This is a genomic window from Brevibacillus fluminis (assembly GCF_003710825.1).
Taxonomy (GTDB): domain Bacteria; phylum Bacillota; class Bacilli; order Brevibacillales; family Brevibacillaceae; genus Brevibacillus_D; species Brevibacillus_D fluminis.
Genome location: NZ_RHHQ01000004.1, coordinates 122,185 through 147,645 on the forward strand (window position 1 = coordinate 122,185; position 25,461 = coordinate 147,645).

General features: G+C 51.0%; 31 protein-coding genes. 10 read left to right on the forward strand and 21 right to left on the reverse strand.

Going from position 1 to position 25,461, the window contains the following annotated elements; translation table 11 throughout:
• Window positions 1-20 precede the first annotated feature (20 nt).
• Both EDM56_RS02820 and EDM56_RS02825 read right to left on the reverse strand, forming a co-directional pair.
• Window positions 21-1,166, reverse strand: a complete 1,146-nt coding sequence (locus EDM56_RS02820; RefSeq protein ID WP_122916369.1) for a trans-sulfuration enzyme family protein — start codon at window positions 1,164-1,166, stop codon at window positions 21-23.
• Window positions 1,167-1,191: 25 nt separating this feature from the next.
• On the reverse strand, window positions 1,192-1,575 hold the full coding sequence (locus EDM56_RS02825) for a RidA family protein (protein WP_122916370.1): 384 nt from the start codon (window positions 1,573-1,575) through the stop codon (window positions 1,192-1,194).
• Window positions 1,576-1,829: 254 nt separating this feature from the next.
• Between EDM56_RS02825 and EDM56_RS02830 the strand changes: the two genes are divergently transcribed.
• Complete coding sequence (locus EDM56_RS02830; protein WP_122916371.1) at window positions 1,830-2,525, forward strand: peptidylprolyl isomerase; 696 nt, start codon at window positions 1,830-1,832, stop codon at window positions 2,523-2,525.
• 228 nt (window positions 2,526-2,753) lie between these two features.
• Window positions 2,754-3,431: a cell wall hydrolase gene (locus EDM56_RS02835; protein ID WP_122916372.1), complete on the forward strand. Its 678-nt coding sequence runs from the start codon at window positions 2,754-2,756 to the stop codon at window positions 3,429-3,431.
• A 253-nt stretch (window positions 3,432-3,684) separates the two neighbouring features.
• On the opposite strand, the gene EDM56_RS02840 is transcribed toward EDM56_RS02835, so the two are convergent.
• Window positions 3,685-4,452, reverse strand: a complete 768-nt coding sequence (locus tag EDM56_RS02840; protein ID WP_122916373.1) for an SDR family NAD(P)-dependent oxidoreductase — start codon at window positions 4,450-4,452, stop codon at window positions 3,685-3,687.
• A 156-nt stretch (window positions 4,453-4,608) separates the two neighbouring features.
• On the opposite strand from EDM56_RS02840, the gene EDM56_RS02845 reads away from it, so the two are divergent.
• The 3 genes from EDM56_RS02845 to EDM56_RS02855 all read left to right on the forward strand — a co-directional run bounded on the left by EDM56_RS02845 (window position 4,609) and on the right by EDM56_RS02855 (window position 6,967).
• Window positions 4,609-4,911, forward strand: coding sequence for a YfhH family protein (locus tag EDM56_RS02845; protein ID WP_122916374.1), 303 nt, complete (start codon window positions 4,609-4,611; stop codon window positions 4,909-4,911).
• A gap of 93 nt (window positions 4,912-5,004) precedes the next feature.
• Window positions 5,005-6,003: a DUF2515 family protein gene (locus EDM56_RS02850; RefSeq protein ID WP_122916375.1), complete on the forward strand. Its 999-nt coding sequence runs from the start codon at window positions 5,005-5,007 to the stop codon at window positions 6,001-6,003.
• A 22-nt stretch (window positions 6,004-6,025) separates the two neighbouring features.
• Complete coding sequence (locus EDM56_RS02855) at window positions 6,026-6,967, forward strand: prenyltransferase/squalene oxidase repeat-containing protein (protein ID WP_122916376.1); 942 nt, start codon at window positions 6,026-6,028, stop codon at window positions 6,965-6,967.
• Here the strand turns inward: EDM56_RS02855 and EDM56_RS31320 are convergent.
• Genes EDM56_RS31320 through EDM56_RS02865 form a run of 3 tightly spaced genes read right to left on the reverse strand, consistent with a single transcriptional unit; the run spans window position 6,947 to window position 8,862 of the window.
• A complete protein-coding gene (locus tag EDM56_RS31320) occupies window positions 6,947-7,108 on the reverse strand; it encodes a hypothetical protein (RefSeq protein ID WP_183192267.1) in 162 nt (53 codons plus the stop codon). The two genes, EDM56_RS02855 and EDM56_RS31320, sit on opposite strands and share 21 nt — an antisense overlap.
• Window positions 7,109-7,159: 51 nt before the next feature.
• Window positions 7,160-7,768: a DUF1444 family protein gene (locus EDM56_RS02860; protein WP_246009236.1), complete on the reverse strand. Its 609-nt coding sequence runs from the start codon at window positions 7,766-7,768 to the stop codon at window positions 7,160-7,162.
• A gap of 11 nt (window positions 7,769-7,779) precedes the next feature.
• Complete coding sequence (locus tag EDM56_RS02865) at window positions 7,780-8,862, reverse strand: DUF3900 domain-containing protein (RefSeq protein WP_122916377.1); 1,083 nt, start codon at window positions 8,860-8,862, stop codon at window positions 7,780-7,782.
• A 131-nt stretch (window positions 8,863-8,993) separates the two neighbouring features.
• On the opposite strand from EDM56_RS02865, the gene EDM56_RS02870 reads away from it, so the two are divergent.
• Complete coding sequence (locus EDM56_RS02870; RefSeq protein ID WP_122916378.1) at window positions 8,994-9,824, forward strand: serine/threonine protein kinase; 831 nt, start codon at window positions 8,994-8,996, stop codon at window positions 9,822-9,824.
• Between the two features lie 21 nt (window positions 9,825-9,845).
• On the opposite strand, the gene EDM56_RS31325 is transcribed toward EDM56_RS02870, so the two are convergent.
• From EDM56_RS31325 to EDM56_RS31330, 3 genes are all read right to left on the reverse strand, one after another.
• Entirely contained in the window at window positions 9,846-10,001 is a 156-nt protein-coding gene (locus EDM56_RS31325) for a hypothetical protein (protein WP_183192268.1), read from the reverse strand.
• 55 nt (window positions 10,002-10,056) lie between these two features.
• Window positions 10,057-11,241, reverse strand: coding sequence for a DEAD/DEAH box helicase (locus EDM56_RS02875; RefSeq protein WP_122916379.1), 1,185 nt, complete (start codon window positions 11,239-11,241; stop codon window positions 10,057-10,059).
• A gap of 120 nt (window positions 11,242-11,361) precedes the next feature.
• Entirely contained in the window at window positions 11,362-11,502 is a 141-nt protein-coding gene (locus EDM56_RS31330; protein WP_183192269.1) for a hypothetical protein, read from the reverse strand.
• A gap of 157 nt (window positions 11,503-11,659) precedes the next feature.
• Here EDM56_RS31330 and EDM56_RS02880 point away from each other — a divergent pair, with 157 nt between their 5' ends.
• A complete protein-coding gene (locus tag EDM56_RS02880; protein ID WP_122916380.1) occupies window positions 11,660-12,739 on the forward strand; it encodes a phosphodiester glycosidase family protein in 1,080 nt (359 codons plus the stop codon).
• A gap of 136 nt (window positions 12,740-12,875) precedes the next feature.
• Here EDM56_RS02880 and EDM56_RS02885 read toward each other — a convergent pair whose 3' ends face one another.
• Window positions 12,876-14,447: an ABC-F family ATP-binding cassette domain-containing protein gene (locus tag EDM56_RS02885; RefSeq protein ID WP_122916381.1), complete on the reverse strand. Its 1,572-nt coding sequence runs from the start codon at window positions 14,445-14,447 to the stop codon at window positions 12,876-12,878.
• Between the two features lie 89 nt (window positions 14,448-14,536).
• Window positions 14,537-15,220 carry a hypothetical protein gene (locus tag EDM56_RS02890; protein WP_122916382.1) on the reverse strand — a complete coding sequence of 228 codons (684 nt, stop codon included), beginning with the start codon at window positions 15,218-15,220 and terminating at the stop codon, window positions 14,537-14,539.
• A 140-nt stretch (window positions 15,221-15,360) separates the two neighbouring features.
• On the opposite strand from EDM56_RS02890, the gene EDM56_RS02895 reads away from it, so the two are divergent.
• Window positions 15,361-15,510, forward strand: coding sequence for a small acid-soluble spore protein P (locus EDM56_RS02895; RefSeq protein WP_122916383.1), 150 nt, complete (start codon window positions 15,361-15,363; stop codon window positions 15,508-15,510).
• Window positions 15,511-15,591: 81 nt separating this feature from the next.
• Window positions 15,592-16,347 carry a hypothetical protein gene (locus EDM56_RS02900; protein WP_122916384.1) on the forward strand — a complete coding sequence of 252 codons (756 nt, stop codon included), beginning with the start codon at window positions 15,592-15,594 and terminating at the stop codon, window positions 16,345-16,347.
• Between the two features lie 84 nt (window positions 16,348-16,431).
• Here EDM56_RS02900 and EDM56_RS02905 read toward each other — a convergent pair whose 3' ends face one another.
• The 5 genes from EDM56_RS02905 to pdhA all read right to left on the reverse strand — a co-directional run bounded on the left by EDM56_RS02905 (window position 16,432) and on the right by pdhA (window position 21,932).
• Window positions 16,432-16,845, reverse strand: coding sequence for a hypothetical protein (locus EDM56_RS02905; RefSeq protein ID WP_148040354.1), 414 nt, complete (start codon window positions 16,843-16,845; stop codon window positions 16,432-16,434).
• A gap of 99 nt (window positions 16,846-16,944) precedes the next feature.
• The gene (gene lpdA, locus EDM56_RS02910) at window positions 16,945-18,357 is read right to left on the reverse strand and encodes a dihydrolipoyl dehydrogenase (protein ID WP_122916386.1); all 1,413 of its coding nucleotides are present in this window, start codon (window positions 18,355-18,357) and stop codon (window positions 16,945-16,947) included.
• A gap of 6 nt (window positions 18,358-18,363) precedes the next feature.
• Window positions 18,364-19,746, reverse strand: coding sequence for a dihydrolipoamide acetyltransferase family protein (locus EDM56_RS02915; protein ID WP_122916387.1), 1,383 nt, complete (start codon window positions 19,744-19,746; stop codon window positions 18,364-18,366).
• A 116-nt stretch (window positions 19,747-19,862) separates the two neighbouring features.
• Complete coding sequence (locus tag EDM56_RS02920) at window positions 19,863-20,843, reverse strand: alpha-ketoacid dehydrogenase subunit beta (RefSeq protein WP_122916388.1); 981 nt, start codon at window positions 20,841-20,843, stop codon at window positions 19,863-19,865.
• Window positions 20,844-20,846: 3 nt separating this feature from the next.
• Complete coding sequence (pdhA, locus tag EDM56_RS02925) at window positions 20,847-21,932, reverse strand: pyruvate dehydrogenase (acetyl-transferring) E1 component subunit alpha (RefSeq protein ID WP_122916389.1); 1,086 nt, start codon at window positions 21,930-21,932, stop codon at window positions 20,847-20,849.
• A gap of 221 nt (window positions 21,933-22,153) precedes the next feature.
• On the opposite strand from pdhA, the gene EDM56_RS02930 reads away from it, so the two are divergent.
• On the forward strand, window positions 22,154-22,882 hold the full coding sequence (locus tag EDM56_RS02930; protein ID WP_122916390.1) for an alpha/beta hydrolase: 729 nt from the start codon (window positions 22,154-22,156) through the stop codon (window positions 22,880-22,882).
• Between the two features lie 24 nt (window positions 22,883-22,906).
• Here EDM56_RS02930 and EDM56_RS02935 read toward each other — a convergent pair whose 3' ends face one another.
• From EDM56_RS02935 to EDM56_RS02955, 5 genes are all read right to left on the reverse strand, one after another.
• On the reverse strand, window positions 22,907-23,101 hold the full coding sequence (locus EDM56_RS02935) for a hypothetical protein (protein ID WP_122916391.1): 195 nt from the start codon (window positions 23,099-23,101) through the stop codon (window positions 22,907-22,909).
• Window positions 23,102-23,267: 166 nt separating this feature from the next.
• Complete coding sequence (locus tag EDM56_RS02940; RefSeq protein WP_122916392.1) at window positions 23,268-23,546, reverse strand: EutN/CcmL family microcompartment protein; 279 nt, start codon at window positions 23,544-23,546, stop codon at window positions 23,268-23,270.
• A 5-nt stretch (window positions 23,547-23,551) separates the two neighbouring features.
• Window positions 23,552-24,358 carry a hypothetical protein gene (locus EDM56_RS02945; RefSeq protein WP_122916711.1) on the reverse strand — a complete coding sequence of 269 codons (807 nt, stop codon included), beginning with the start codon at window positions 24,356-24,358 and terminating at the stop codon, window positions 23,552-23,554.
• A gap of 5 nt (window positions 24,359-24,363) precedes the next feature.
• A complete protein-coding gene (gene pduL, locus EDM56_RS02950; protein WP_122916393.1) occupies window positions 24,364-25,149 on the reverse strand; it encodes a phosphate propanoyltransferase in 786 nt (261 codons plus the stop codon).
• Window positions 25,150-25,160: 11 nt separating this feature from the next.
• Entirely contained in the window at window positions 25,161-25,448 is a 288-nt protein-coding gene (locus EDM56_RS02955; RefSeq protein ID WP_122916394.1) for a BMC domain-containing protein, read from the reverse strand.
• Window positions 25,449-25,461 lie beyond the last annotated feature (13 nt).

Genomic DNA, 25,461 nt, shown 5'->3' on the forward strand with positions numbered 1-25,461 from the left:
GGAGAACGGGGCCAGATTTGCTACACGAGCGCTTGGTTCAACTCGTTAATGATGTCCTCGCTTGCTTCGATTCCTACCGATAGGCGGACCAAGCCTTGCGTGATCCCGGTCGACAAACGCTGCTCTTCGGTCAGTGCACGATGGGACGTCGTCACCGGATGGGAGACTGTCGTTTCCACCCCTGCAAGGGAAGGAGACAAGGTAATCCAGCGCAAGCGGCGATAAAAATCGTATACCTTTTCCTCATCACTCACACAAAACGAGACCATGGCACCGCGCTTATGCCTGTGAAAAAACTGCACGTCTTCCTCACGAGGATAAAAAACGCGGCTCACTGACGGATGACTTTCTAAAAAATGTGCGACAGCTGCCGCATTCTCACATTGCCGTTCCATCCGCAGCGCCAACGTTTTGATCCCGCGGGCACCCAACCATGCTTCAAAGGGACTTAAGGAGGCTCCGTACGTGCTGATGATTTCACGCGCCCGTTCCACATATTCTACTTTTCCCGTGAGGACGCCCGCCGTCACATCGCTATGGCCTCCGATATATTTGGTGGCGCTATGGACGACAAGGTCAGCGCCCAATCGTGCGGGCTGGACCAAATAAGGCGTCGCAAATGTGTTATCAATCATCGTAATCAAACCAAACCGCATGGCTTCCTTGATCCAGTGTGGCATGTCCGCCACGGTCAGCAGCGGATTGGTGATCGACTCCATGTAAAATAAACGAGTATTCGGCGTGATCGCGTCATCCAGCGACTTGCTCTTCGTCAAGTCGATCAAAGCGAGTTCGATTCCAAGGCGCGCCAGCTCGTTATGTAACAGTGCGTACGTGCCGCCGTAAATCTCATGTGAGGCGAGAATCCGTTCGCCAGGCTTCACGACGGCGAGCACGCCCGCCATGATCGCTCCCATACCTGAAGCTGCAGCCACTCCCCGTTCCGCTTGCTCAAGCGAAGCGACCGCTTCTGCGAGCTCTACCTGATTTGGATTGCCGTTGCGTGTGTACAAATAATTTCGTCCACCTGCATAAAAGTCTTCCACTTCTTCAAGCCCCGGAAAGGAAAAGACGGATGTTTGGTAAATCGGTGTCGCTTTCGCTTTTTCGTGTTCCAGATGCGAATGATGAAAATGAACGGTTTTTGTCTCGAAACGCTCTGCCATCTTACCAACTCCCTTACGTCGTTCTTTATTCAACCTGCGCTTCACATTCGATTTCAACCAAAAGCTGCGGATCAATCAGCGCCTTCACTTCCACCATCGTCGCTACCGGCTGTATCTCGCGGAAAAATTCGCCATGCGCCTTTCCGATCTCTTCCCATTGGGAAATGTCTGTAACGAACATTCTCGTACGAATGACATGTGACAAATCCGCTCCGAGTTCGTGCAGCGCTTTTTCAATGGTTTGCAGAATGAATTTGGTTTGCTCATACGGGTCACCGACGCCGACTACCTGTCCATCTTTCATCGCGGTCGTCCCTGCGACCTCAATGCGATTGCCGACCCGAATCGCCCGGCAATAGCCGACGACCGGCTCCCAAGGAGAACCGGTAAACACTTGCTTTTTCTCCATAAAACGCCACACCTCTTATTGTGCAATTTTTCCCTTCCCCCATTATACGGAAAATTCATAGCGATCAGCTAGATGAATGTAAGACCGATTTCAAGAGCAAACTAGCACCATCTTTACCTGTTCTTGTACGATCTTCGACAGCATTCGCTCAATCTCTCATAAATTCCACCGTTCTCCCACAATTTGACCACAATTATCGTTTTATTATATTGTTAGTGATTGAGTAGCAAAAAAGATTGAAAGGAATGAACTTGATGAAACGCTTTATACTTACACTTGGCACGATGGTTCTCTCCCTCGCGCTGTTGGCTGGATGCAGCTCGACCGCTGCCCCTGATGCAAATGACCCAGCGAATACGGCGGGTGGTCAACAACAGCAGCAGCCAACACCTCCACTCAAGCATGACGTACCGAAAGGGAAATATACAAAATATCCGGATATGGTCATCAACAAGGATAAAAAGTATACCGCTACGGTCACGACTTCTCTCGGCGATTTCCAAATTGAACTGTTCGCCAAAGATGCACCGAAAACGGTTAACAACTTCGTCTTCTTGGCAAAAGACCATTTCTTTGACGGCATCACTTTCCATCGCGTGATTAAAGACTTCATGGTGCAAACAGGTGACCCGCAAGGAACCGGGATGGGTGGTCCTGGCTACCAATTCGAAGATGAGTTGAACAACGGCCATGCCTATGAAGAAGGCGTCGTGGCGATGGCCAACGCTGGCCCTAACACGAACGGCAGCCAGTTTTTCATCGGCTCTGGTCCTGACGTGAAAAACTTGAAGCACGATCCGGCTTACACCATTTTCGGCAAAGTGATTAAAGGACAAGATATCATCACCAAAATCGCTTCCGTCCCAGTAAAAGCGAACCCGATCACAGGTCAAAAAGAAACTCCTGTAACACCACCGGTGATCAAATCGATCAAAATTGAAGAAAAATAATTATCCAAAAGGCGGCTGCATGCAGTCGCCTTTTTTCTTTGATTTCCAGGCAAATTACCGTAATCTTCATACCGAACAAAAGCATATAATCCTTTCCACTATTTCTCTTAGTTATATTTACCGATTGATTTTGGCGCAACTACTCCGGTAAACTGGTCCATGACTCATTCGCTTAGAGCAGCTTAGAGCAGCGATAAAAGCGAGACTAGCGAAAAGGAGTGAAGTCATTTGAATCGATTCACCATTACGAAGCGTCGATACGCGATTTTGGCGACGCTGGTCGTATTGCTCACACTGGTTTGGCTGGTCACACCGACCGAAGCACAGGCACCTTTGGCAGCAGCACCACAAGTGAAAAAAATCACGAATACAGCTGAGCTGCAAAAGGACATAGAAAACATGGGGTTCTTTCAAGGGGAGACGGACATCAAGGGCAAGAGCGCAGCATTGACTCCTGTCAAAACCGTCGCAGCAGTACCACCAAAACAGCAAAATGCGCCGAAGGGCGAGGCTGATAAAGGGAGCGCAAAACAAGGAAAGCGGGAGTCTTTCAACCCGACGGAACTTGATTTGCTATCCCGTTTAATTTATATGGAGAGTCGTGGAGAACCGTATAAAGGAAAAGTAGCAGTTGGGGCTGTCGCATTGAATCGCGTGGAGTCCAAACATTTCCCCAAAACGCTAAAAGGGGTCATTATGGCGCCAGGAGCATTTTCTGTCGTCCATCATGGCAAACTGGCGAACCGGACGAATGAAGAATCAAGACAAGCGGCCATGGATGCGCTGCGTGGCGTGGATCCGACCAATGGCGCGCTGTATTTTTATAATCCACGAATTGCAGAGGACCATTGGATCTTCTCTCGTCCGACCGCAATCAAGATCGGCCATCACGTTTTCGCTTATTGATTTATGTAATTTTATTTTTATTTAACCCCCTTTTTAGAATTGCTTGGTATTATCATATTGCAAGCAACACTCAACGCTTTGAGAAAGCGTCTGAACTTCTACCCGTATCAACGTGGTAAGGATATGCAAGTCAAATCGAGTCATCTTGACTATGTTTACCGCGCTGAACGAGACTCTTTCTCAAAACCCCCAATACTTGGCCTTCTACTGTTTGAGTCACAGTAGAAGGCATTTTTTTTTTGCTTTCGTAGGCTTAGAATCCGTAGATCGACATCCCGCCATCCACTGCCAGCGTTTGTCCGGACACATACGCCGCCGCATCTGAGGACAGGAAGATAGCCGGGCCGATCAAATCTTCCAGCTCCCCTACCCGCTCAGCTGGCGTCCGACTGATGATTTCGTTGTAGTAGGCTGGATCGTTCAGCAGTTTTTCCGTCAATGCCGTGCGGAAATACCATGGCGCAATTGCGTTCACCGTTACATTGAATTTGCTCCATTCGAGCGCCAGCACTTTTGTCATATGGATGACGCCACCTTTGCTCGCCCCGTACGCAACCCCTGTACGCAACGCGACCAGACCACCTACCGAGGCGATGTTGACGATACGTCCATACCGCTGCTCGCACATGACCTTCCCTGCCGCTTGCGCCATAAAAAAAGTTCCCTTCAAATCAAGATCGGTTACGCGATCCCACTCTTCTTCCGTCACCTCCAACGCTTTTGTGCGGATGTTCATCCCTGCGTTGTTAATGAGAATATGCAGCCCACCCAGCTCACGCAGCGTTTCTTCCACAATGTGCTCGCTTGCTCCTTGCTCTGTCAAGTCAGCAGCAATCGGCAGCGCTTTGCCTCCTTTTTGCTCAATCTCGGCGACCAACGTGTCAAGATCGCTCGCAGTTCGCGCGACAACTGCCACCTGCGCCCCTGCCTCGGCCAGTCCGACTGCCAGCGCTCGTCCGATTCCTTTTCCGGCCCCGGTAACAATCGCTGTTTTTCCTGTTAAATTAAAACGATTGTGCATAGTTACAGCTCCTTCCAAAATCGTAATTCATTCTCTCTTACCATATCATGTTTTTCGCATGAATGAGAATGAAGAATTGTCCGGCTTCGCGCGTCATCACCCGATCTATGGTACAATGAGGCAACCGGAACCAACAAGATCAGGAGGCAATGGAACATGCGTTTAATGAGTCAAATGACACTTGCGGAGCTCCAGGAGGAAATGGAGCGACTGCGAACGGAAGCGGAAGCGAAAAAAAAGGCTGGCGATCTGGTCGGCTTTGGCATACTTGAGCAAAAGTACTTTATGGCGAAATCGTACTATATCGGAACCGGGGAGTTCCGCATCGGAAAAGCGTACCGTGTGCACAATCACGATGAACCGTTCACGATCCAGTATTTTAACGGCGTGTTTGCTTGGGGCACATTCCCTGGAGTGACCGAACCGACCGGTTTCCCAATCGGCATGCTGGAAGACTGAAACGATATCTTCACATTTTGCATGAGTAGTGCGCACACTACATACACTAGGCAAAAGTGTGGAACGTTTTTGTCGCAAAGGAGTTGTCTTTTCATGCAACCCACAATATGCACGGGTGCGGATATTCTCGCCGACATCCGTCACGCTATTGCTCTTGCCAACCGCAACAATATAACACGTACAGAAGCGTACTTGCGCTTTTATCTCGACCACCCGGAGATCGAATGGGCCTTGCTGGCTCACCTCGTCTCGCGCAACGGCGGATGGAATATGACCGATCTCAAAGGCGATTGGCTGCCCCTTTTATTGGACGAACAAGAAAGGGGCGCTTTTTTTCATTTTATGGAGCGTTGTAACTGGCTGATTTTCCACGATGCGTACGCCCAACTACTTCTTTATGCCACGATGAAGCAGCAAGGTGACGATTTGACCGAACTTCTGGTCCCTCTCGGCATCTCGCACTTTATGACCGACATTTGGCGCGAGTTTTTGCATACTCGTGATTCGGTCCGCTTGACACATGGCTTGATCATCAATGAACAGCAATACATCGAGCAGCGCGTCGTACAAAAACCGTTTTACCGCAAGGAGGTGCTCGACACCCTCCCCTTCCATCTGCAATCATGGCTTTCCTTCAATCATCTGCTGTTTCCGTATCACACTTCACAATGGGAAAAAGAGCCGCGTCTCTGCGGCATCACGGTGCACCGTTTCGCTTCGCTGGAACAGCGCATCCGTATTGGAAAAAGCGCTTATCACATGCTGCGCGCAAATGCGAACCGGTTCCGTCAAATCGTCGGATGGGCAAAAGGAACCCCGCATACCGGCTCACGGGCAGATTATTGGCCTGGACGTTTTACCCCTTCGTCGGTTCGTGCGCAAACAAGCTCCTACAGTCCGACATTGGCTGATGCTTGGAAGGACACTTCGCATGCGCCGGCAGACGGTGTCGACTGGTACCGCGATCGTAAATGGCAGGATTTGCTTGGCGATGAAATAGAGCTATTGCCTGAACTCACGGATCAGGAATACGGTCGCTCACTTCAGCTGATGCGTGCAGCGATCGCTTTGCTGCACCCATTTTCCAGCTAACAGGTAAGGAGGACGATGAAGTTTGACGATTGAGAGCCAAATCGACTACATCCTTTCATGCCAGCTTCCTACCGGTACGTTCCGGTTAGGGAGCCTGGACGCTCGAATCAATCCGTACTTTACGAATCTGGCCTTGCTCCCCCTCGTGGAATTGGGCGAATGCGATTGCGCAAAACAGCAGTTGGATTGGTATGTAGGTCATCTCAATGCGGATAGCTATGTCAATGATTACGTGTGGCAGGATGGTACAGAAGTCGATACGGGAAAAGCAGACAGCGAGGACAGCTACCCGGCTACATTTTTTTTTCTGGCACTTGCTTATGTCGATGCGACGGACGATTTCGAGTGGGCATACGAAACCCGTGAAAAGCTGTACCGCATCCTGGATGGTTTGATCGCCTTGCAGCAACAAGATGGGCTTACATGGGCAAAACGTTCGTGGAAAGTCAAATATTTGATGGATAACTGCGAGGTTGTACAAGGACTATATGCTGCGGAAAAGCTGTTTGCGGCAATCGACGAGAATCGCGGCGCGCTACAGGCTCGCCAAGCGGCAGAACGGTGTGCAGACGGGATCAACTCGATGTATAGCGAAAAAAAAGATGCATACGCCGTGTATGACCGTCATTTTCCTAATTGGCGCAAATGGTATCCGGATGCGACAAGTCAAGCGTTTCCGGTGTTATCCGGCATGCTCGATCCGGATTCGGACATTGCACTGTCATTGTATCAGCGGCTGATCGAACATTTTCCTCGCTTTGAATGGTTTGAAACGGGGGATCTGTATCCGTGGATGTCGATGGGCGAATGGGCGTGCGTGATGGGAGATGCCAAACGGGCAGCGGAGATGACCATCGCCGCTGAACGGCTTTATATACATGGCCCGCGCCACCCGTATTGGCTCATCCAAGATGCTGCCGGCTACATCCGCATCAAAACGATGCTAGGGGCGACGCAGATTTAGCTTTTCCACGATGCTAACAAACATTTTGTACGTGGCATTCATCTCTTCGTTCGGCTTCAACGATTTTTTATATCGGTTAAAATCCTCATACAGCTCATCCATACATTCTTCGAGCAATTCTTTTTCCGGTTTGGTCAACATTTGTTATACACTCCTTGCTTTTTTATGTCCGCACATAAACCGTGCGTAGATTCAAACGATCAGGAACATCTCCAATTCGCCCTTCTCATACAAAAACGGGATCGGGCAAATCGGCGTATCCCCTTTTGAGGCGAAATCCATCGTCAGGCGAGCCAACAGCTGTGCACCTTTTTCATCCGCGAGATCCGCGATGATCAGCACATCTTGATGCGGGATGGCAACGCCCAAATGGGGGCCTTTTTTTTGAGCTACGTGGCTTTCCAAAAGATCGTCCAATAATATGCGGCTGGCCGCGTAGCCATCGGGAGGGCTGATAAAGGTGATGTGATTGCCGCCCAACTCTTGGGTACGGCTTTTCATCGGCAAGGCCCGCAGATTGTCCATGGCAAGCTGATTCAACATATCCTCGCTCAAACCCGCCTCTGTCAACATGGCATGGCTGATCAAAAAATACCCTTTTCCCACATCGCATACATACAGGATGATCGTCTCAGCGGTATGAGGACGGGAAACGATCGTTGGCGCCTCTTTCGCCCCGTCCAAAAACGAACGATGGCGAATGATCGGAAACACGCGAGCTTCCTGCCCTGTCAGAGAACGAGACACTTTGTCCCCGCGCTCACCTGTTACGTTCGGCTTCCCTTCCTGTCGGTCAGTCACAGTATTCCCTCCTACCACGGCGGAGTATCATCATGCTGCTGCCGCGGACGTTTTAGCTGTTGCAAAATGTCTTCCATTTCTTTCGGCTTTAAAAATTCGACTGGCGACATGCCCTTCTCAAAGGTGAGCGTCTCGCCTTCCAGCACGACCACATAGCTGCCGTTTACCTTGCCGATATGGACACGCACCCCATAATCGGCCAAAAGCGACCGCACCTGGATATGGTCGAGCTTGAACTTTAGCTCGACTTCCGGCTGTGCGTCCGTAATGATTTGCGCAGCCTCCAGCACGGTCTCATGATCCCACCGCTCAGCCAGCTCGCGCTTGGGGCTCGCCGCCATCAGCTCGATCGCCTCTTCTTCCTGCCTGCGCTCATCCGTCTCCTCCGGGTGATTCATCTCGATATGCTGTCGTGCGAGCGATATCACTTCCTGTGAGACAATCTCCATCACGGTCTGCGGATAATCGATGTATTTCAAAAACTCTTCAAAATAGCGTGCATGGGAGAATTGATGGATTTTCACATGGTACGAATCAACCATCCCTTCCTCCAGCAGCAGCGGAAACATGATCGATTTCATATTTTTCGCATTGATCGCCATTTGCACATTGTTGATCAAGCTCTTTTCATCCGTTATCACTGCTGTTTTTTGCTCAAAATCGCATTTCAATAAAAACAGGAAGTGATCGTCAAAGCGCTCCAGTCTTGTTTTCACCACGATAAGAACGCCGCCCCGCACCTGTGGCGTGCGCAGATACGATTGAAGCATCTCCCGACAGTGTTGATTGACGGCATCGCTTGTCGTTGCGTTCAACAATTGCATAAATTGTGCAAAGTTGGGATTCGAATCAAGCGCATGGCCTTCAACGATGACGAATTGGCCGATTTTTGTCGGACTGCTCTCTGATTTCGGATTGGTTTCGACCTTGCGCTTTGCAATCCTCGTGAACTCGCCGTCCAAAAAAGAACGGAGCTCACTTGAGCGGTATTCGTCCCCGGTCAGGAGCTTTTGCATCCGAATCTGCTTGACGGAAGCGTCGTCCTCCGAAGCCTCCAGAACGGTAAAATGAAGCCATTCAATCTCAAAATTCATCTATCTCGACTCCTGCCTGCTACTAAACTCGCAGAATCGATTATAGCAGAGCCATGAGTGCAGTAAAACATTTGATTTGATAGAATAACGGAAGAAAGCGAACCGATCGATCGGAGAAAGGAGCAGAACCCATGTGGCAAACGGTCAAACGATGGATCGATGACAATTGGACCAACCGTCCTCACAAGCCAGGCACCGTCATCGCCAATTATTTGATTGACGAGGTGTTGGGCAGCGGCAGCTATGGAATCGCCTACCTCGCCCGTCACACCGGCACCGGGCAAAGCGTTGTCATGAAACAAGTGAAACCGAGCTTGCGCGGCTCGCCAAAGGGAGAGGCGATGCAGGCGTATGAGGCACGGGTTTTGCAATCGTTGTCCCATCCAGCTTTTCCCCGATTTCTCGACCATTTCACCTGGCAGCGTCAGCATTATTTGATAATGTCACACATGCGCGGGGAAACGCTAGAAACGCTGCTTTTCGAACGCAGCGCTGGCTTCACGGAGCGCGAAGCGGTCACGATGGTCAAGCGTATCGCGATGCTTGTCTTGCACTTGCACGAGAGACGAATTATCCATCGCGATGTGCGCATCCCGAACGTTTTGCTTGACGGTGACCGGTTGCAGCTGATCGATTTTGGCCTGGCTCGGTTTCTCGGAGACACTCCTGCCTACAGCGCTGATTCGCTCGACGACTATCCTGCGGAAAAACAGCTCAAACGTGCCGTCCACCCGCATAGCGATTTGTACGCACTGGGGCATTTTCTGCTGTTTTTGCTGTACTCCACCTATGAGGTAAAGGAAGGACAGGAGGAAAAGAGCTGGGAAGAGGAGCTTTCCTTATCTCCAGCGGTACGCGCTATCCTGCGCCGTCTCTTACAGCATGATCCACCTTATCAAAACATCGAGGAGTTAATTGACGCGCTGACGCTCTATTTACAGGGAAAAACGGTATCCTTTTGACGAGATACCGTTTCGGTTTCACTATTCGCAGATCGGTTGGTTTTTGGCTTGCTCGATTTTGGTTGCGAGCTCGCCCGCCTCACGGCTCAGCGTGCGCTTCTCCTGGCTTGACAGTTCCTCGCCGCCAACCTCCCCGTTTACGAGCACTTGTTCCTCATATAACCGGTCTTTCCGCATCGAAACGCTCCTTTCCCACCGTACAAATAAGTGTCAGAGCCTTACGCTCCTCTACCTACTTTGTTCGAAAGGGGCGTTTCTTATGTACGGTCGCCTGTTTTGGCGGCCGCGGGTCTTTCAATTCACCGAACGCCATTTCCTTTTCCACGATAGGAATCCCTGTTTTCTTGGAAAACTTCTCAATGATGAATCGCTCCTGCGGGGCGATGACCGAAAAGACTAGCCCGGCAGCCCCCATTCGGCCCGTTCGTCCGCTGCGGTGGACATAGGCGTCGGCATCCATTGCCGGCTCAAAATGGACGACGCATTCGACACCTTGGATATCCAATCCTCGGGCTGCGACATCGGTCGCAATCAGTACAGGAAATGCCTGCTTGCGGAAGTCCGTGAGCGTGCGGCTGCGATCCTCTTTGCTCGTGTCGCGATGGATCAAACGGCATTCCAGATGGTGGTACGCAAGCTTAGACTGGATTTCCTCGACTTTTTCCAACGTATTCACGAAGACGATCGTTGATTTTGCATTCACCAGACGAATCAGGCGGCGAAGCGTATCGGCCCGTTTGCGCGGCTCGCTGACCAAATAAAAATGGAGCACACTATATTTCGAATCCGGCCCGCTCGCTTGAATCAGTACCGGTTCTTTTTGCATCATCGATTTGATCGTCTCCACAACGACTGACGGGAGCGTGGCCGAGAAAAAGACACGCTGCGTATCGCGCATCACCCGCTTGCTGATTTGCTGTACGGCACGAGAAAAGCCCGAATCCAGCATCCGATCCGCTTCATCCACAACGAGCGTGCGGACCATGTGGACTTTGACTTTCCGCTGTTCCAGCAGTTCAATGAGTCGTCCCGGCGTCGCCACCAGGATCGATGGATTTTTTTTCAAACGGTCCAGCTGGCGCTTCACATCAACACCGCCGATGACGGAAGCCGCACCCAAGCCGAGCGCTCCTGCGTAAAGCTCTGCTTCCTTCGTAATCTGCATCACAAGCTCATGTGTCGGAGCAAGGATCAGTGCCTGGATTTCTTTGATGCTCGGATCAAGCTTCTCGCAAATCGGCAGCAAGTACGCCAATGTCTTGCCGGAGCCGGTTGGCGCTTCGGCAATGACGTCATTCCCGTCGAGAACGGCAGGGATGGCATTGGCTTGGATCGGGGTCGCTTCGATAAATTTGCGTTCAGCCAATTTATGTAATAATGGTTCGATTGTCAATAGTGACGAAAACGTTTGTGACACTGGTTGTCCTCCTACAGCATGGCATATCAACGGTTAGCTTACCATGTTTTGCCCGCAAAAGAAACCTTGCCCCACAATGAGCAAGGCGAAATCCATGATGGACTCCGCCGCTAAGCGCCTCTATTGATTCGTATCCAAACGCGTCTCAGTTCTCTCCTGCTTGTCATGACGGTCTTTTTCCGTACGCTGGTTGTTTGTTCCAGGCGGATTTTTGCGGTATTCCTCAACTTGGTTCTGGAATTCCTTGTCAAACTCTCTCACCTGCTCATCACCTCCTGCGCAGTATTCTCCCCTATTTTCCCTTTCTCATGCCGATGACCACCTCCTTTGATCACTGAAACTTTTTATCCGCTCATTCGTCAAAATAGATAGAGCAAAAAGTTTTTGATTGTGAAGAGGAGAGGACTCAAAAGCAAATATGACGCCAACACTCACTCGTACAGAACGACCGAAACGGTCGAAACGCCGGCGCTCCAATGTGATCCGCCTTCTACTGCGAAGCACTGCAATCTTATTCGTTATCGTTTTTGGCATGGCGCTGGGGAGCACGATTTTTCTCTTTACAACAGATGCTGGCGAAGAACTACGCGAATGGGCAGCAGGTACATTGCTCACGACACAGCATGACTATTGGGCGAAATATACGTTTCTCCCGGCTGCCAAGCTGGCAGAATTGAAAAACCAGATCCAAAATCCAACCGTCGTCAATTCCGCTCCTGTGGTAGCGATGCCACCTGAAATCGAAGCGGAGGAAAAGGCAAAGGAAGAAACGATTCCTGAAACAAAACCGCGAGAGCTGGTGGAAGTCGAGGATATCAACGTCAAGAGATCAGGTTATTTTTTCAAAGGAAAGATCATGTCGATCTCTGACCCGAATCGCGTGCACCTCGTCATGACCGATCGCAAGGATGGGCGCGGCGATCTGCTGGATGAATTTACGAAAAAGACCAATGCGATTGGGATCGTCAATGCGAGCGGCTTCAGCGACCCGGATGGATACGGGAGGGGATCAAAAGCATTCGGCCTCGTCATTCATGACGGCAAGATTTTGCAAAACTACAATGCAAAAGGTGGCGAAACCGCGCTCGCCCTGCTCTATGATGGCCGACTTGTCACCGGCAACTATACGGCAAAAGAGTTGATTGAGATGGGCGCGCGCGATGCCATGAGCTTCCGCCCGCAGCTGATCGTCAACGGCAAAAACATGTTTGCCGATCAAGCCGCAAAAAGCTGGGGCATTCAGCCGCGCACCGCTGTCGGGCAAAAGGCAGATGGCACCATCCTGTTCGTCGTGATCGACGGCCGCCAACCCGACCACTCCATCGGCGCCACGATGAAAGACCTCGCAGACCTTTTACAGGAGCGCGGTGTCGTCAACGCGATGGCAATGGACGGCGGTTCCAGCTCGATGATGCTGCACAATGGCGACGCCATTACCAAAACCTCATGTCCGTATTACCGCGGACGCTACCTGCCGAACGCATGGGCGGTGTTTTAACCAAGAAGGAACGTGGCTACAAACAGCCGCGTTCCTTTTTTTCTTGTGCAATTATCTTATTTAAATGAAGAAACACAGCAAAGCTGCTAACTCGCTCTGCTGTGTTTGTAATTGGCGTTTGCCTGTGAAACGCGCTTTAGGCGCGGATCGTCTCTTTTTCTTGCTGCTGAGCCCATTCTTCCACGTTCCAAACTTTCGTGACCCAGCTCTCATAAAATTCAGGTTCATGGCAGACGAGCAAGACAGTGCCTTTGAATTCCCGCAGCGCCCGCTGCAGTTCTTCCTTGGCGACGACATCCAAGTGGTTTGTCGGCTCATCGAACAGCAGGAAGTTGCTTTCGCGTTGCAGCAATTTGCAGAGGCGTACCTTCGCCTGCTCGCCCCCGGACAATGCGGCCATCGAACGGTTGATGTGCTCGTTCTTCAGTCCGCAGCGAGCCAAGGCACCGCGCACCTCATGGTTGTTCATATGCGGGAACTCGTTCCACACTTCATCGAGGGCGGTGACCGGCTTCGGTTTCACTTCCTGCTCGAAATAGGCCGGATAAAGGAAGTCTCCACGCTCCAGCTTACCGCCGAGCGGCTTCACGGCGCCCAGAATGGTCTTCAGCAAGGTCGATTTCCCGACCCCGTTCATCCCCACGATCGCAACCTTATCGCCGCGCTCAAGGCTCATGGAGAGCTTTGGCATCAAAGGATGCGAGTACCCGATCTCCAAATTTTCCGCCTCGAACACATAACGGCCGCTTGCACGCGATTCTTTGAACTGGAAGACAGGCTTCGCCGCTGTTTCCGGCTTATCCATCCGGTCAATTTTGTCCAGCTGCTTCTGACGGCTCTTGGCCCGGCCGCTGGTGGAAGCGCGCGCCTTGTTGCGAGCAATAAAGTCTTCCATCTTGTTGATTTCGTCCTGCTGCTTCTCGAATGCGTCCATATGCTGTGTGCGCTTCATTTCCGATTGCGCCAGGAACGATTCATAGTCACCTGTATAGCGCGTCAGCTTGGTGAACTCCAGATGATAGATCACGTTCACCACTTCATTCATGAAGGACGTGTCATGGGAGATCAGGACGAACGCGTACGGGTATTCTTTCAGGTAGTTTTTCAGCCAAACGATATGCTCTTCATCCAAATAGTTCGTCGGCTCGTCAAGCAGTAGCACAGTCGGCTTTTCCAAAAGCAGTTTCGCTAGCAATACTTTCGTCCGTTGTCCACCAGACAAAGCTGAGACGTCGCGATCCAGCCCGATGGCAGACAATCCAAGCGCGTTCGCGATCTCGTCCACCTTTGCGTCGATCAAATAAAAGCCGCTTGTCTCCAAGCGATCTTGGTTTTCACCCATTCGCTCCAGCAAGGCTTCCAGTTCTTCTGGAGTCGCGTCAGCCATTTGCTCGGCGATTTGCATATTTTCCTGCTCCAGTTCCAAGAGCGGCAAAAACGCATCTTTCAGCACGTCCCGAATGTTTTTGCCCGCTTGCAGCTTGGTATGCTGATCCAAATAGCCATATTCGATCTTGGGCATCCACTCGATCTTCCCCGAATCCGGGATTTGCTGACGGGTGATGATGCTCATCATCGTGGATTTGCCTGTTCCATTTGCCCCAACCAGGCCTACGTGCTCACCTGGCTGCAGACGAAACGACACATCTTTGAACAATGTGCGGTCTGCGAACCCGTGATTCAGATTTTCAACGATTAAGACACTCATGAAGTTCCTCCCCAATTCTTGCGCATATCCCTTTATTTTAGTAGATTCTGCTCAAAAAGAAAATGAGCTTTTTCAACCTTTCAAACCCGTTATTGCTTCGGTTTTTCCTGCGTCGTTTTTTGAGCCTTTTCCTCATCGCCCAATTCTTTGATCACTTTTTCATGCTCGGCCAAATCGGACGGGTTGTCCGCATACAGCAGATCGTATTTGGTGATCAGTGCCTCCACCTTTGCTTCCTCATTTTTCATGACCAGCATGACGATGTGGTGAGCGAAATCGTAGTATTCCAGACCGTTATCATTGCCGCGGTTTGGCTCCCCGTACACTTTTTTCACGTCGTCGAGGGTCAGTTTGCCTCCCTTCTCTTTTTTGGCCAATTCATCACGGGAAAAAACGACCCGTGAGGCGACAAGCGTCTTGTTTTTGTCATTGGTGAAAAAGAGTAGCGACGGCTTCGCCGCTTTTTTACCCGTTGCAACATCGATACCGAAAACGCCTGCGTATTCGGCAATCGGTTTGCTATTCGCACCACCGTTTGCCAGGTTGCTGCGGAACGGCGTTTCGTACAGACCTGCTTTACTCGGCTTACCATATGCTTTTTCAACGTCGACAAAGTTTGTTTTGCCCACGATCAAGCTGGGATTTATTGTTAACTCTTTAGTCAAATCAACCGATGGTGCAGGTTGGCTGGCGGCTGTATCCCCATTTTGGCAGCCGGCTGCGACGAGCAGCAAGCTCGCAGTCATTACCGCTGCAATCGTTTTTTTCCACATGCGATTTTTCTCTCCTCTCAAACTATACCTTTGTAAGAATACCAATTTTCCGCGCAAAGCACATCCCTGTTTTTCATGGAAAGCCTTGCGCATAGGATGCCGATTTCAATCCATACTAGTTCCTAAAGGAGCTGGTACAAATGGACTATGGAAAGCAACTCGACGAAAATCCGCATCAAACGTATAATAACGAATTTGAGCCGATCGAACAAACCGGCGAACCGATCCCCGGAAGCAAAAAAGTCAAGCAAGCAAACCATTCGCGTCAAATCCAGACCAGAGAAGGCTAGGGGGTTCTCCCTAGCCTATTGAATTGTCCCAATTTCCTTCGTAGAATGAAAGAAGCCTGTCCTCCAGAGAGGAGAAATGCAATGATTTCCATTCAGTTTTCTGTAAAAGACGATCTACGTCGCTTCGCCACCTCGACGATCTCCCCCTTGTACGAGATGGCTGCAAGCATCCATGCGCTAACGCTTTCCACTCCTAAGGAGCATCATCTCGCCTGGCTCAAAGAAACCCGTGACCTGCTCATTCGCGAACAACTGGAAGAAGAGTGGCTGTATTTCGCGCCTGTTTTTTCCGAAGTTGTGCCTGACATTTTGTCTCTGCCCTACATCGAGCGTTTTGTGACGATGGAAGAACTGTTTGAACATTTGGTCCATTTGTCACCACTTGAGTTCGCCCGTTCTGTATTGGCAGCCTTGCGTCAGGAAAACCGCCGGAACAAAGAGCTGATCTATCCGGTCGAACTGGATCTCAAGAAAGACCCGGACTTGGTCAAGAGCCGGCTCACGTTGTTTGTCTCTTCCTATTGGCACATCGTGTTTGAGCCCCAGTGGTCAGACATCGTACCACGGCTGTCGCGCGAGGTGGAGACGATCAACGCTTGTTTGCACAGCAATCGGCTTGGCGATTATCTCTCCTCGATCTCCAGTCAGATGGAGTATGATGAAGTCAGTCGGTCGATCTTGATCGCAGATGTCGAGGAAGTCTCGGCTTCCAATCCCATCCGCTCGATCGTCCTTCACCCGAGCTGGTTCGCGAGCAAGCCAGTAGAGTTTTCCAAGCAGCAAAACAAGATTCATATTATTTATCGTATTTCGCCATTAGATGCTGACTGCGAATAGTAGCAACAAGCTAACAAGTATACAAAAAAAACCTTGGAACCCAAGCACAGGTGTCCAAGGTCTTTTTGTTCAAAACGGGCACGCTTACCCTGCTACCTTAAATACAACCATGATGATGACAGCCAGACAGGAGAGCAGGCTGAAGGTAAACAGCTTTTGTGCTGCAGCAGTGTAGGACTCTCCGTTTTGCGCTTGCTGTTTCACGGTTTTTGCCGCTTTTGTTGCGATGCCGGCGAATGCGAGGATCGCCAAGAAAATCACCAATACTGTCAAAAGCCAGGTCGTGAAATGAAAGCCGTAGCGAGCGAAACCGGTAATAAGCGAAACGATCAGCACATATTGCGGAATGCGCAGCAATGTCGACGCAGTACCCGCACGTTTTACAGCCTCTTTTTTTCCGCTATTTTTGATTTTCATCGCTGTGAAAGGCACGATCAGCGCACAGATGATGACAACGAGTGCGGCTGTATCATGCAAAATACCCCAGATACCCATCATTACAACCCCTTTTTTAAAGCGTTACCATGATTATAGCGTGTCTGGTAGTACAACAAAAGAAGGGGAGGCCCCCTTCTTTTGTCTATTTTTTAAACTTTATTATTTATTTAATACGTGGATAGGGTGACCAAGTGCCAGCTCCGCTGCTTCCATGGTCAGCTCACCCAATGTCGGATGCGCATGGATGGTCAGCTCGATATCTTCGAGCGTCGCGCCCATTTCGATCGCCAATCCGATCTCTGCAATGATGTTGGAAGCTTCTGCACCGACGATTTGCGCGCCGAGCACAAGACCTGTCGCTTTGTCAGCAATCAGCTTCACGAAGCCTTCACCTGCATTGACGGACAGCGCGCGGCCGTTTGCTGCAAACGGGAAGCGGCCGACAACGTAATTGAGCCCTTTGTCTTTTGCTTCTTTTTCGCTGATTCCTACGCTCGCGATCTCCGGATCGGAGAATACAACTGCTGGGATCGCTTTGTAGTCGACTTTAGCCGCATGACCTGCGATCGCTTCAGCTGCTACTTTCCCTTCGTAGCTGGCTTTGTGCGCGAGTGCAGGACCTGCCACGATGTCACCGATCGCATATACGTTCGGGATGCTCGTTTGGCCTTTTTCGTCTACTTCAATGAGTCCGCGATCGGTCAGCTTCATACCGATGTCGCGTACGCCCAGCTCATCCGTGTTCGGACGGCGGCCGACTGTGACCAGCACGTATTCTGCTTCAACAGAAGTCGCTTCGCCTTTTACTTCCGCTTTCACGTTCACGCCGTTTTCGGTCTCTTCCATGCCTTGTGCCAATGCCTTGGTATGGATCGTCACGCCGAGTTTTTTCAAGCGGCGTTCTACCAGACGGATCATTTCCGGTTCAAAGCCTGGCAGGATTTGATCGGAGCCTTCGAGGATGGTTACTTGGGTACCGAAACGGGCAAATACGCTGCCCAGCTCGATGCCGATATAGCCACCGCCGATGACGACCATGCTTTTCGGAATTTCGTTCAATGCCAACGCTTCTGTCGAGGACAGCACGCGTTTGCCGAACGGGAATGCCGGCAGCTCGATCGGACGGGAACCCGTCGCGATGATGCAATGGTTGAATTTGTAGCGGTTCACGTCATAGCCGTGGAACACGCGCACTTCATTCTCGGAAACGAACAGGGCTTCCCCTGGAATCACTTGAATTTTGTTGCCTTTGAACAGCCCTGCTACGCCGCCTGTCAGTTGTTTCACGATGCCAGCTTTCCATTCTTGGACTTTGGCAAAGTCAACTTTTACGTTTTCCATGGTGATCCCCATGGATTCGGTATGCTTCGCATGATCGTATGTGTGGGATGCATGAATCATCGCTTTGGATGGAATGCATCCTACGTTCAGGCATACGCCGCCCAATTCTGCTTTTTCAACAACCGCCACGGTTTTGCCCAGCTGTGCCGCGCGAATCGCAGCCACGTATCCGCCAGGACCTGCACCGATGACGAGAACGTCCACTTCAGTGGTAAACTCTCCTACTACCATGATTCTTTATCCCTCCATGATCAGCAGCGTCGGATTTTCCAGGAGCTGCTTGATATAGTTGACAAAGCGTTGCGCCGGTTCGCCATCGACCAGACGGTGGTCAAAGCTGAGCGACAGATGAAGGATCGGAGCTACCGTGATTTCACCGTTTTTCACAACCGGTTTTTCGCTGATGCGGCCTACGCCCAAAATCGCAACTTCCGGATGGTTGATGATCGGCGTGAAGAACATACCGCCAGCCGAACCGATATTGGTGATGCTGAACGTGGAGCCTTTCAGCTCATCTGCAGTCGCTTTGCGGTCGCGCGCTTTTACCGCCAGCTCGCTGATTTCGGACGCGATGGCAAACATCGATTTGTGGTCAGCGCCTTTCACGACAGGAACGAGCAGACCCTCATCGGTGGATGCTGCGATACCGATGTTGTAGTATTTTTTATAGATGATTTCTTGTTTGTCATCATCGATGGAAGCATTCAGCTCAGGGAATTTTTTCAGCCCCGCAACAACTGCTTTTACGATGAAAGGCAAGTATGTCAGCTTGATGCCTTGTGCTTCTGCCAAGCCTTTCGCTTCTTTGCGCAGCGCAACCAAACCGGTCGCGTCCACTTCATCGAAGATAGTAACGTGTGGAGCGGTGTAAGCCGATTTGACCATTGCCTTGCTGATTGCTTTGCGCATGCCTTTGAGCGGTACGCGCTCTTCGAGACCGCCAGCTGCCGCAACAACTTGCGGAGCTGCTGCTGGAGCAGTTGCCGCAGCTTGTGGAGTTTCTGCAGCTACCGGAGCTACTGCTTCTACTGCCACGGCTTGCGGAGCATTCGTTGGTGCTGCCGCAGTTGCGCCGCCAGCAACGAAACGATCAACGTCGTCGCGCGTGATGCGGCCCAGTTTGCCTGTGCCAGGGATCACTGCCAATTCAACGCCTTTTTCACGCGCATATTTGCGAACGGATGGCGTAGCCAATGTATATTCACGTGCAACCGGTGCTGCTGCGACCGCTACTGCTGGTGCAGAAGCTGCTGCAGGTGTATCCAGCGGTTGGCTTGCGTTTTGATTGATTTGTGCGCCGATGTCGCAGCCTGGCTCGATGCCAGCTGGCTCAGCTGCTGCCTCTCCATGACCATGCACAGGCAGATTCGGAATTTCGCCTTCTGCTTCAAAGACAACCAAAACGTCGCCTACTACGCAAACAACGCCTTCGTCCACTTTCAGTTCAAGTATTTTCCCTTTTACGGGAGATGGAATTTCAACGACCGCTTTATCATTTTGCACTTCCAAAATGACTTGGTCCTCTTCCACCGCATCGCCTGGCTTCACATGCCACTTGACGATTTCTCCTTCGTGAATCCCCTCGCCGATATCCGGCAGTCTAAATTCAAAACGACTCACTGTCATTCCCTCCTAATTCGCGCTTTGTATCCGAGCAAGTCCTATCGTTGGGACCTTAAATTCCGAAAAGAAGGCGAAAACCACAAATGTTGTTTTTCGCCTCACTCTACTTTTACTTAAAAATCAAGAACTTGTGTCAGCGCGTCAATCACACGCTTCACGTCTGGCAGCCATGCATCTTCCGCTTGCGCAAAAGGATAAACGGTATCTGGTGAAGTCACGCGCAAAACAGGAGCTTCCAGGTGAAGGATCGCTTTTTCATTGATTTGTGCAATGACTTCAGCTGCAACACCGGAGGAGCGCTGTGCTTCTTGCACCACGATCGCACGGTTTGTCTTTTTCACGGATGCCAGAACTGTATCCATGTCCAATGGGTTGATCGTGCGCAGGTCGATGACCTCGACTTTTGTACCGCGAGCTTTTTCGATTTCTTCAGCAGCTTTCAGGCTGGTGTGTACCATTGCGCCGTAAGTGACGATGGTAACGTCGCTGCCTTCTTTTACAACGTTTGCTTTGCCGATTGGAATCGAGTAGTCACCCTCTGGCACTTCACCGCGGAAGGAACGGTACAGTTTCATATGCTCCAGGAAGATAACTGGATCGTTGTCACGGATTGCCGAAATCAGCAAGCCTTTTGCATCATAAGGAGTGGAAGGAATGACCACTTTTACGCCTGGTGTTTGCAGGAACAAGCCCTCGAGCGAGTCAGCATGCAGCTCAGGTGTTTTTACGCCGCCACCAAATGGGGAACGGAAAGTGATTGGGGACGTGAAACGTCCGCCGGAACGATAACGCATGCGCGCCGCTTGTGAAGCAACTGCGTCAAACGTCTCGAATACGAAACCGAAAAATTGGATTTCCGCTACAGGACGGAATCCGTTGACAGCAAGACCGACTGCCAAGCCGCCGATACCGGATTCAGCCAGCGGTGTATCGAACACGCGTTTTTCGCCGAATTCTTTTTGCAGGCCTTCGGTTGCGCGGAATACACCGCCGTTGTTCCCTACGTCTTCACCGAATACGAGAACTTTCTCGTCACGGGCAAGCTCAACGCGCATTGCGTCCGTGATTGCTTGAACCATCGTCATTTGTGCCATGGCTTATTTCGACTCCTTTGCCAGATATTCTGCCTTTTGTTCTTCCAGCGAAGGTGGCAGCGTTTCGAACATGACATCGATCAATTCGGATACTTTCATCTTTGGTGTTTCGTCCGCTTTTTTGATTGCGTCTGCAACCGCTTGTTTTGCTTCTTCAATAACAGCTTCTTCGTCTTTTTCGGACCAGAGGCCTTTGTTTTCGAGGAATTTGCGGAAACGAATCAATGGATCGCGCAGCTCCCACTCGGATTGCTCTTCACCTGTACGGTAGCGAGTTGGGTCGTCACCAGCCATTGTGTGCGGGCCATAGCGGTATGTCAGCGCTTCGATCAAAGTAGCGCCTTCGCCGTTGATACCGCGCTCTTTTGCGTCTTGCGTTGTTTTGATAACTGCCAGAACGTCCATACCGTCGATTTGTGCGCTAGCGATACCAGCCGCTTTCGCTTTGATCGCGATGCTTTCGGATGCCGTTTGCTTCGAGAATGGTACGGAAATCGCGTAACCGTTGTTTTGCGAGAAGAAGATGACCGGCAGCTTGTAAACGCCAGCATAGTTCATCCCTTCATAGAAATCACCTTGGGAGGTCGCGCCGTCACCAAAGTAGTTGATCGCTACTTGTTTTTCGCCGCGCAGTTTGTAGCCCATGGCAACGCCTGTCGCTTGGGTACATTGTGCAGCGATAATGATTTGCGGCATTAAAACGTTTACATCTTGTGGGATTTGTCCACCATGGATGTGTCCGCGGGAATACAGGAACGCTTGATACAAAGGCAAACCATGCCATACCATTTGCGGGATGTCGCGGTAGCTTGGCAGGACGAAGTCTTTTTTATCCAATGCGAACTCAGAACCGATCATTGTCGCTTCTTGACCTGCAACAGGAGCGTAGAAGCCCAGGCGTCCTTGGCGGTTCAAGCTGATCGCGCGTTGGTCCCATACGCGGGTAAAGACCATGCGGCGCATAACTTCGCGCAATTGGTCATCGGAAAGATTAGGCATCAGGTCAGGACGAACGACAGTACCGTCCGGTGCTAAAATTTGCAATGGTGTATTGTTGCCGGTTTGTTCTACAGCAGTTGAAACACTCATTGAATTCACCTCTTACTTAGTAATGGAATAGCGGAGGACTCACGCTAGGGTTGAGTCTGTTTCATAACACCCTGTTATACCTCAGAAACAGTTCTGTTACATCGTGTTACAACACTGATATTACAGGGTTTATTTCTTTTCTGTTCTGCTATATCATAATTTCTGTATCAGTTTTTTTCAAGTGCTTTTTTCCACTTTGTGCGTTTGTGAGGGATGAAACGATGTCGGATTATACAAAACGAACGATTGTAAAAGAAGAAGTGCCGAGTCAACATTTGCAAGGTACACGCTCGGTAAAAGTGTACTTACCTCCGGGCTATAATGAGCTTGTTTCCTATCCGGTTGTGTACTGCCAAGACGGCAGCGATTTCTTCACAATGGGCCGAATTGCCACCATCGCCACTGAATTGATTTTGGCAGAAGGCATGGAACCGTTTTTAATCGTGGGCGTATCGGTCGAGCGCAGCAAGCGCACCAGCGAATATTCGGCAACTGGTGCGCGCAATGAAGCGTACAAACGTTTTTTCGCTGAGGAGCTAATCCCCTTTATCGAAAGCCGTTATCCAGTGCAAAACCGAAAACGCGTCATCGCTGGTGATTCGCTCGGAGGAACGGTCAGCCTGCATTTGGCCCTGGACTATCCGGACCTGTTCCCACACGTACTTGCACTCTCCGGTGCCTTCCTGCAGCCTACGCTTGAGGCGCTTTGTTTAGAGTCTGACTTGTCCTGGCTCAACTTGTGGATGATCGTTGGACTGGAAGAGACAAGCGTCGAGACTCATATGGGCGACATCGATTTCGTCCATTGGAACAGACTTGCCAAAGACGCATTCGAACAAAAGAATGCCAGGCTCCATTACTGTGAAAAGCCTGGTGTTCACACGTGGGGATTTTGGCAAAAGGAGCTGCCGGACGGATTGCGCCATTTCTTCCCGACCGTTGGACTGTAGGCAGAACGAAACAGCTCTCGTGATTCAATCGAAGCCGTTGATTTCTCGGATGTCGGCATAGTTATAACGCCGCCCATCGGTGAGGGTAATCCCGTTTATGCCGGCATGCTCGATTTCGCCCGCCACTTGGTCTTCGTCGGAGAGCACGATCGTGACGATCTTGCTTTCCTCTGCCTGTAGGCTTTGACGTAACTTCGCTTTATCATTTGCGCTGAGCATCTAATTCCTCCTTGGTGAAGTCGATTTTTTGCATAGAAATAGTATTTCATCAAACAGAAATGAATAAACGGGAGATGTTCCCTTCCCTCGCGTATCGGCCGCGCAAAAAATGAAAAGACCTCATCAGCGTCCACTTGAACGCCGCGAGGTCTTTTAGCCTTGTGCTTTATGAAGTTTCTACTATCATTTCGTATGAATCGACAATACCGACGACAACGGCGTCCACCGGCGTCACCTTCTGGTCAAACAGGATGCGCGCCGGACTTCCCTGTGCGACGATCACACGCTCTCCGACGCCTGCTCCGATTCGGTCAGCAGCGACCACAACATTGTTTATCGCCCGATCGTTCGCATCAAAGGGCTGCACTAGCAAGAGCTTCAAATTTTCCATACCCGTTTCTTTTTGCGTAGACCAGACACTGCCGATCACTTTTCCCATAAACATCCGGCTCACCCTTTGTCTTTGATCTGCAGCGTAATGCCCTTCTCTTTCATCGCATCGTAGGCGAGCGGTGCAATGATCGTGCCCGAATCCACCCAAATCGTCCCACCAGCCACGCCTGTGCAGCGATTAATCCAATCAGCCGTCAGCAGCTTGCCTTCGAAAAGATGGTCAGCATCCTCCGTAGCAAACTCCTCCATTCCGGCTGTTTCCGTGTGAGCCTTCGTTTTCAGCTTGCGCACCGCATAATCAGCCAGCGATCGTTGTGGGGCGAAATCGACACCTAGCGCCTTCATACATTCCACGTGGCGTGCGAACAGCTCACGGTACGACTTTGGCAGTTCCACCGTTTGCAAGGTGCGGCGGTCAGCCCTTTTGATCCCTGCCACGTCCTCACCAACAATGACCGGCTTATCCAGCACAAGCGCAGCGAACGCAATTTCCGCTTTGATTGTCCCCTTTAATCCGGATGCAATCCGCGCTGCATTGTCCAGATCGATCTCTGGGATGATGATCGCATCGTACTCTTTCGGCAATTCCAGCGGCGCTGGCGCATATTCGTCCATGGCGATCACTTTGCCTGCACCGCCGCATTCAACTCGGCTCATGCCGAGCCACGATGAGGTTTCCCCGTCCAAAAAGAGCATATCATAGCAGATCTGCTGATTGGCAAGCGTGATGAATAGATCGTGATGTGCCTCATGTGCGGTGCTGTCACAAAAGATAAACAGGACACGCTGTTTGACTTTTTCTTCGATATGCACGGATTGAAGCATTTCTTTGGCTAACGATTCGATCAGTGCCCGTATGTCCACCGCCATCACCTCGCTAACCCGCGGGTCAACCGTCCGTTGACGCCCGCAACGGATACCGTGTCACCCGTTCGCAAATTCGCAGCATTGGCCTCGTCGAGATCAATATGAAAATCGAGCCGATATTGAGGACTGACGCGCACGGCCACCTCAGGGAACAAAACCGGGCGTTCCCCACCCGTGAGTAGCATGAGGTGATCGCCGTGCTGCACGCCGAATGTCGATGCGTCATCGGTTGACATGTGCACATGGCATTTCGCAATGATCACGCCTTGCTCCAATACGACGCACCCTTTAGGACCGATGACCGCTACGCCCGGTGTCCCATCGATAGCGCCGGAGAGGCGGACGGGTGGATGGATGCCGAGTGTAAACCCGTCGGTGCGTGAAATTTCTACTTGTGTCGCTCCGCGTGAAGGACCTAGGATGCGAACGTTCGAAATCGTCCCTTTTGCTCCTACCAATGTCACTTGTTCGTTTGCGGCAAATTGTCCTGGTTGCGACAGCGGGCGCAGTTGCGTCAGCATATACCCTTGGCCGAAGAGCTGCTCCACATGCTCTTGGCTCAAATGAATGTGCCTGTTCGACACGCCCGCTACGATGGACAGACTTTGTTCCGCAAAATTGCACTCCTCCGAAACTCCTTTCTGCTCGAGCGGTTTCACCGAAATCCCTCTCCCTTTTAAAAAGTCAGCCGCCGCCGGAGTCAGTTTCTCTTCTTTTGCAAGTGGAAAGGGGTTGGGTATGCCCCTTTTCCACATGGCCCGCAGCGTCCCTTCAGTAATCACCGCCATCGGCAGTCATCCTAGCCTTCCAGCTTGGGCAAGATCAATTCAATGTCTGAATGAGGACGTGGGATCACATGAACCGAGACGAGCTCTCCCACTTTTTCTGCCGCAGCCGCACCCGAATCAGTTGCCGCTTTCACTGCACCCACATCCCCTCGCACCATGACGGTCACCAACCCACCGCCAACGTGCACTTTGCCAATTAGATGGACGTTCGCTGCCTTGACCATCGCATCCGCCGCTTCAATTGCACCTACCAACCCTTTCGTTTCCACCATACCGAGTGCTCCCATTTCTCCTGCCATTTTTACTTCCTCC

Excerpts from the sequence above, each read along its gene's own strand:
- EDM56_RS02895 (WP_122916383.1), top strand. The coding sequence starts at position 15,361 with ATGGACTATGGAAAGCAACTCGACGAAAATCCGCATCAAACGTATAAT.
- EDM56_RS02905 (WP_148040354.1), bottom strand. The coding sequence starts at position 16,845 with ATGATGGGTATCTGGGGTATTTTGCATGATACAGCCGCACTCGTTGTC.
- EDM56_RS02870 (WP_122916378.1), top strand. The coding sequence starts at position 8,994 with ATGTGGCAAACGGTCAAACGATGGATCGATGACAATTGGACCAACCGT.
- EDM56_RS02885 (WP_122916381.1), bottom strand. The coding sequence starts at position 14,447 with ATGAGTGTCTTAATCGTTGAAAATCTGAATCACGGGTTCGCAGACCGC.
- lpdA (WP_122916386.1), bottom strand. The coding sequence starts at position 18,357 with ATGGTAGTAGGAGAGTTTACCACTGAAGTGGACGTTCTCGTCATCGGT.
- EDM56_RS02935 (WP_122916391.1), bottom strand. The coding sequence starts at position 23,101 with ATGCTCAGCGCAAATGATAAAGCGAAGTTACGTCAAAGCCTACAGGCA.
- EDM56_RS02850 (WP_122916375.1), top strand. The coding sequence starts at position 5,005 with ATGCAACCCACAATATGCACGGGTGCGGATATTCTCGCCGACATCCGT.
- pdhA (WP_122916389.1), bottom strand. The coding sequence starts at position 21,932 with ATGAGTGTTTCAACTGCTGTAGAACAAACCGGCAACAATACACCATTG.
- EDM56_RS02900 (WP_122916384.1), top strand. The coding sequence starts at position 15,592 with ATGATTTCCATTCAGTTTTCTGTAAAAGACGATCTACGTCGCTTCGCC.
- pduL (WP_122916393.1), bottom strand. The coding sequence starts at position 25,149 with ATGGCGGTGATTACTGAAGGGACGCTGCGGGCCATGTGGAAAAGGGGC.
- EDM56_RS02920 (WP_122916388.1), bottom strand. The coding sequence starts at position 20,843 with ATGGCACAAATGACGATGGTTCAAGCAATCACGGACGCAATGCGCGTT.
- EDM56_RS02820 (WP_122916369.1), bottom strand. The coding sequence starts at position 1,166 with ATGGCAGAGCGTTTCGAGACAAAAACCGTTCATTTTCATCATTCGCAT.
- EDM56_RS02840 (WP_122916373.1), bottom strand. The coding sequence starts at position 4,452 with ATGCACAATCGTTTTAATTTAACAGGAAAAACAGCGATTGTTACCGGG.
- EDM56_RS02830 (WP_122916371.1), top strand. The coding sequence starts at position 1,830 with ATGAAACGCTTTATACTTACACTTGGCACGATGGTTCTCTCCCTCGCG.
- EDM56_RS31325 (WP_183192268.1), bottom strand. The coding sequence starts at position 10,001 with ATGCGGAAAGACCGGTTATATGAGGAACAAGTGCTCGTAAACGGGGAG.
- EDM56_RS02940 (WP_122916392.1), bottom strand. The coding sequence starts at position 23,546 with ATGTTTATGGGAAAAGTGATCGGCAGTGTCTGGTCTACGCAAAAAGAA.
- EDM56_RS02845 (WP_122916374.1), top strand. The coding sequence starts at position 4,609 with ATGCGTTTAATGAGTCAAATGACACTTGCGGAGCTCCAGGAGGAAATG.
- EDM56_RS02890 (WP_122916382.1), bottom strand. The coding sequence starts at position 15,220 with ATGTGGAAAAAAACGATTGCAGCGGTAATGACTGCGAGCTTGCTGCTC.
- EDM56_RS02865 (WP_122916377.1), bottom strand. The coding sequence starts at position 8,862 with ATGAATTTTGAGATTGAATGGCTTCATTTTACCGTTCTGGAGGCTTCG.
- EDM56_RS02880 (WP_122916380.1), top strand. The coding sequence starts at position 11,660 with ATGACGCCAACACTCACTCGTACAGAACGACCGAAACGGTCGAAACGC.
- EDM56_RS02955 (WP_122916394.1), bottom strand. The coding sequence starts at position 25,448 with ATGGCAGGAGAAATGGGAGCACTCGGTATGGTGGAAACGAAAGGGTTG.
- EDM56_RS02930 (WP_122916390.1), top strand. The coding sequence starts at position 22,154 with ATGTCGGATTATACAAAACGAACGATTGTAAAAGAAGAAGTGCCGAGT.
- EDM56_RS02825 (WP_122916370.1), bottom strand. The coding sequence starts at position 1,575 with ATGGAGAAAAAGCAAGTGTTTACCGGTTCTCCTTGGGAGCCGGTCGTC.
- EDM56_RS31320 (WP_183192267.1), bottom strand. The coding sequence starts at position 7,108 with ATGTTGACCAAACCGGAAAAAGAATTGCTCGAAGAATGTATGGATGAG.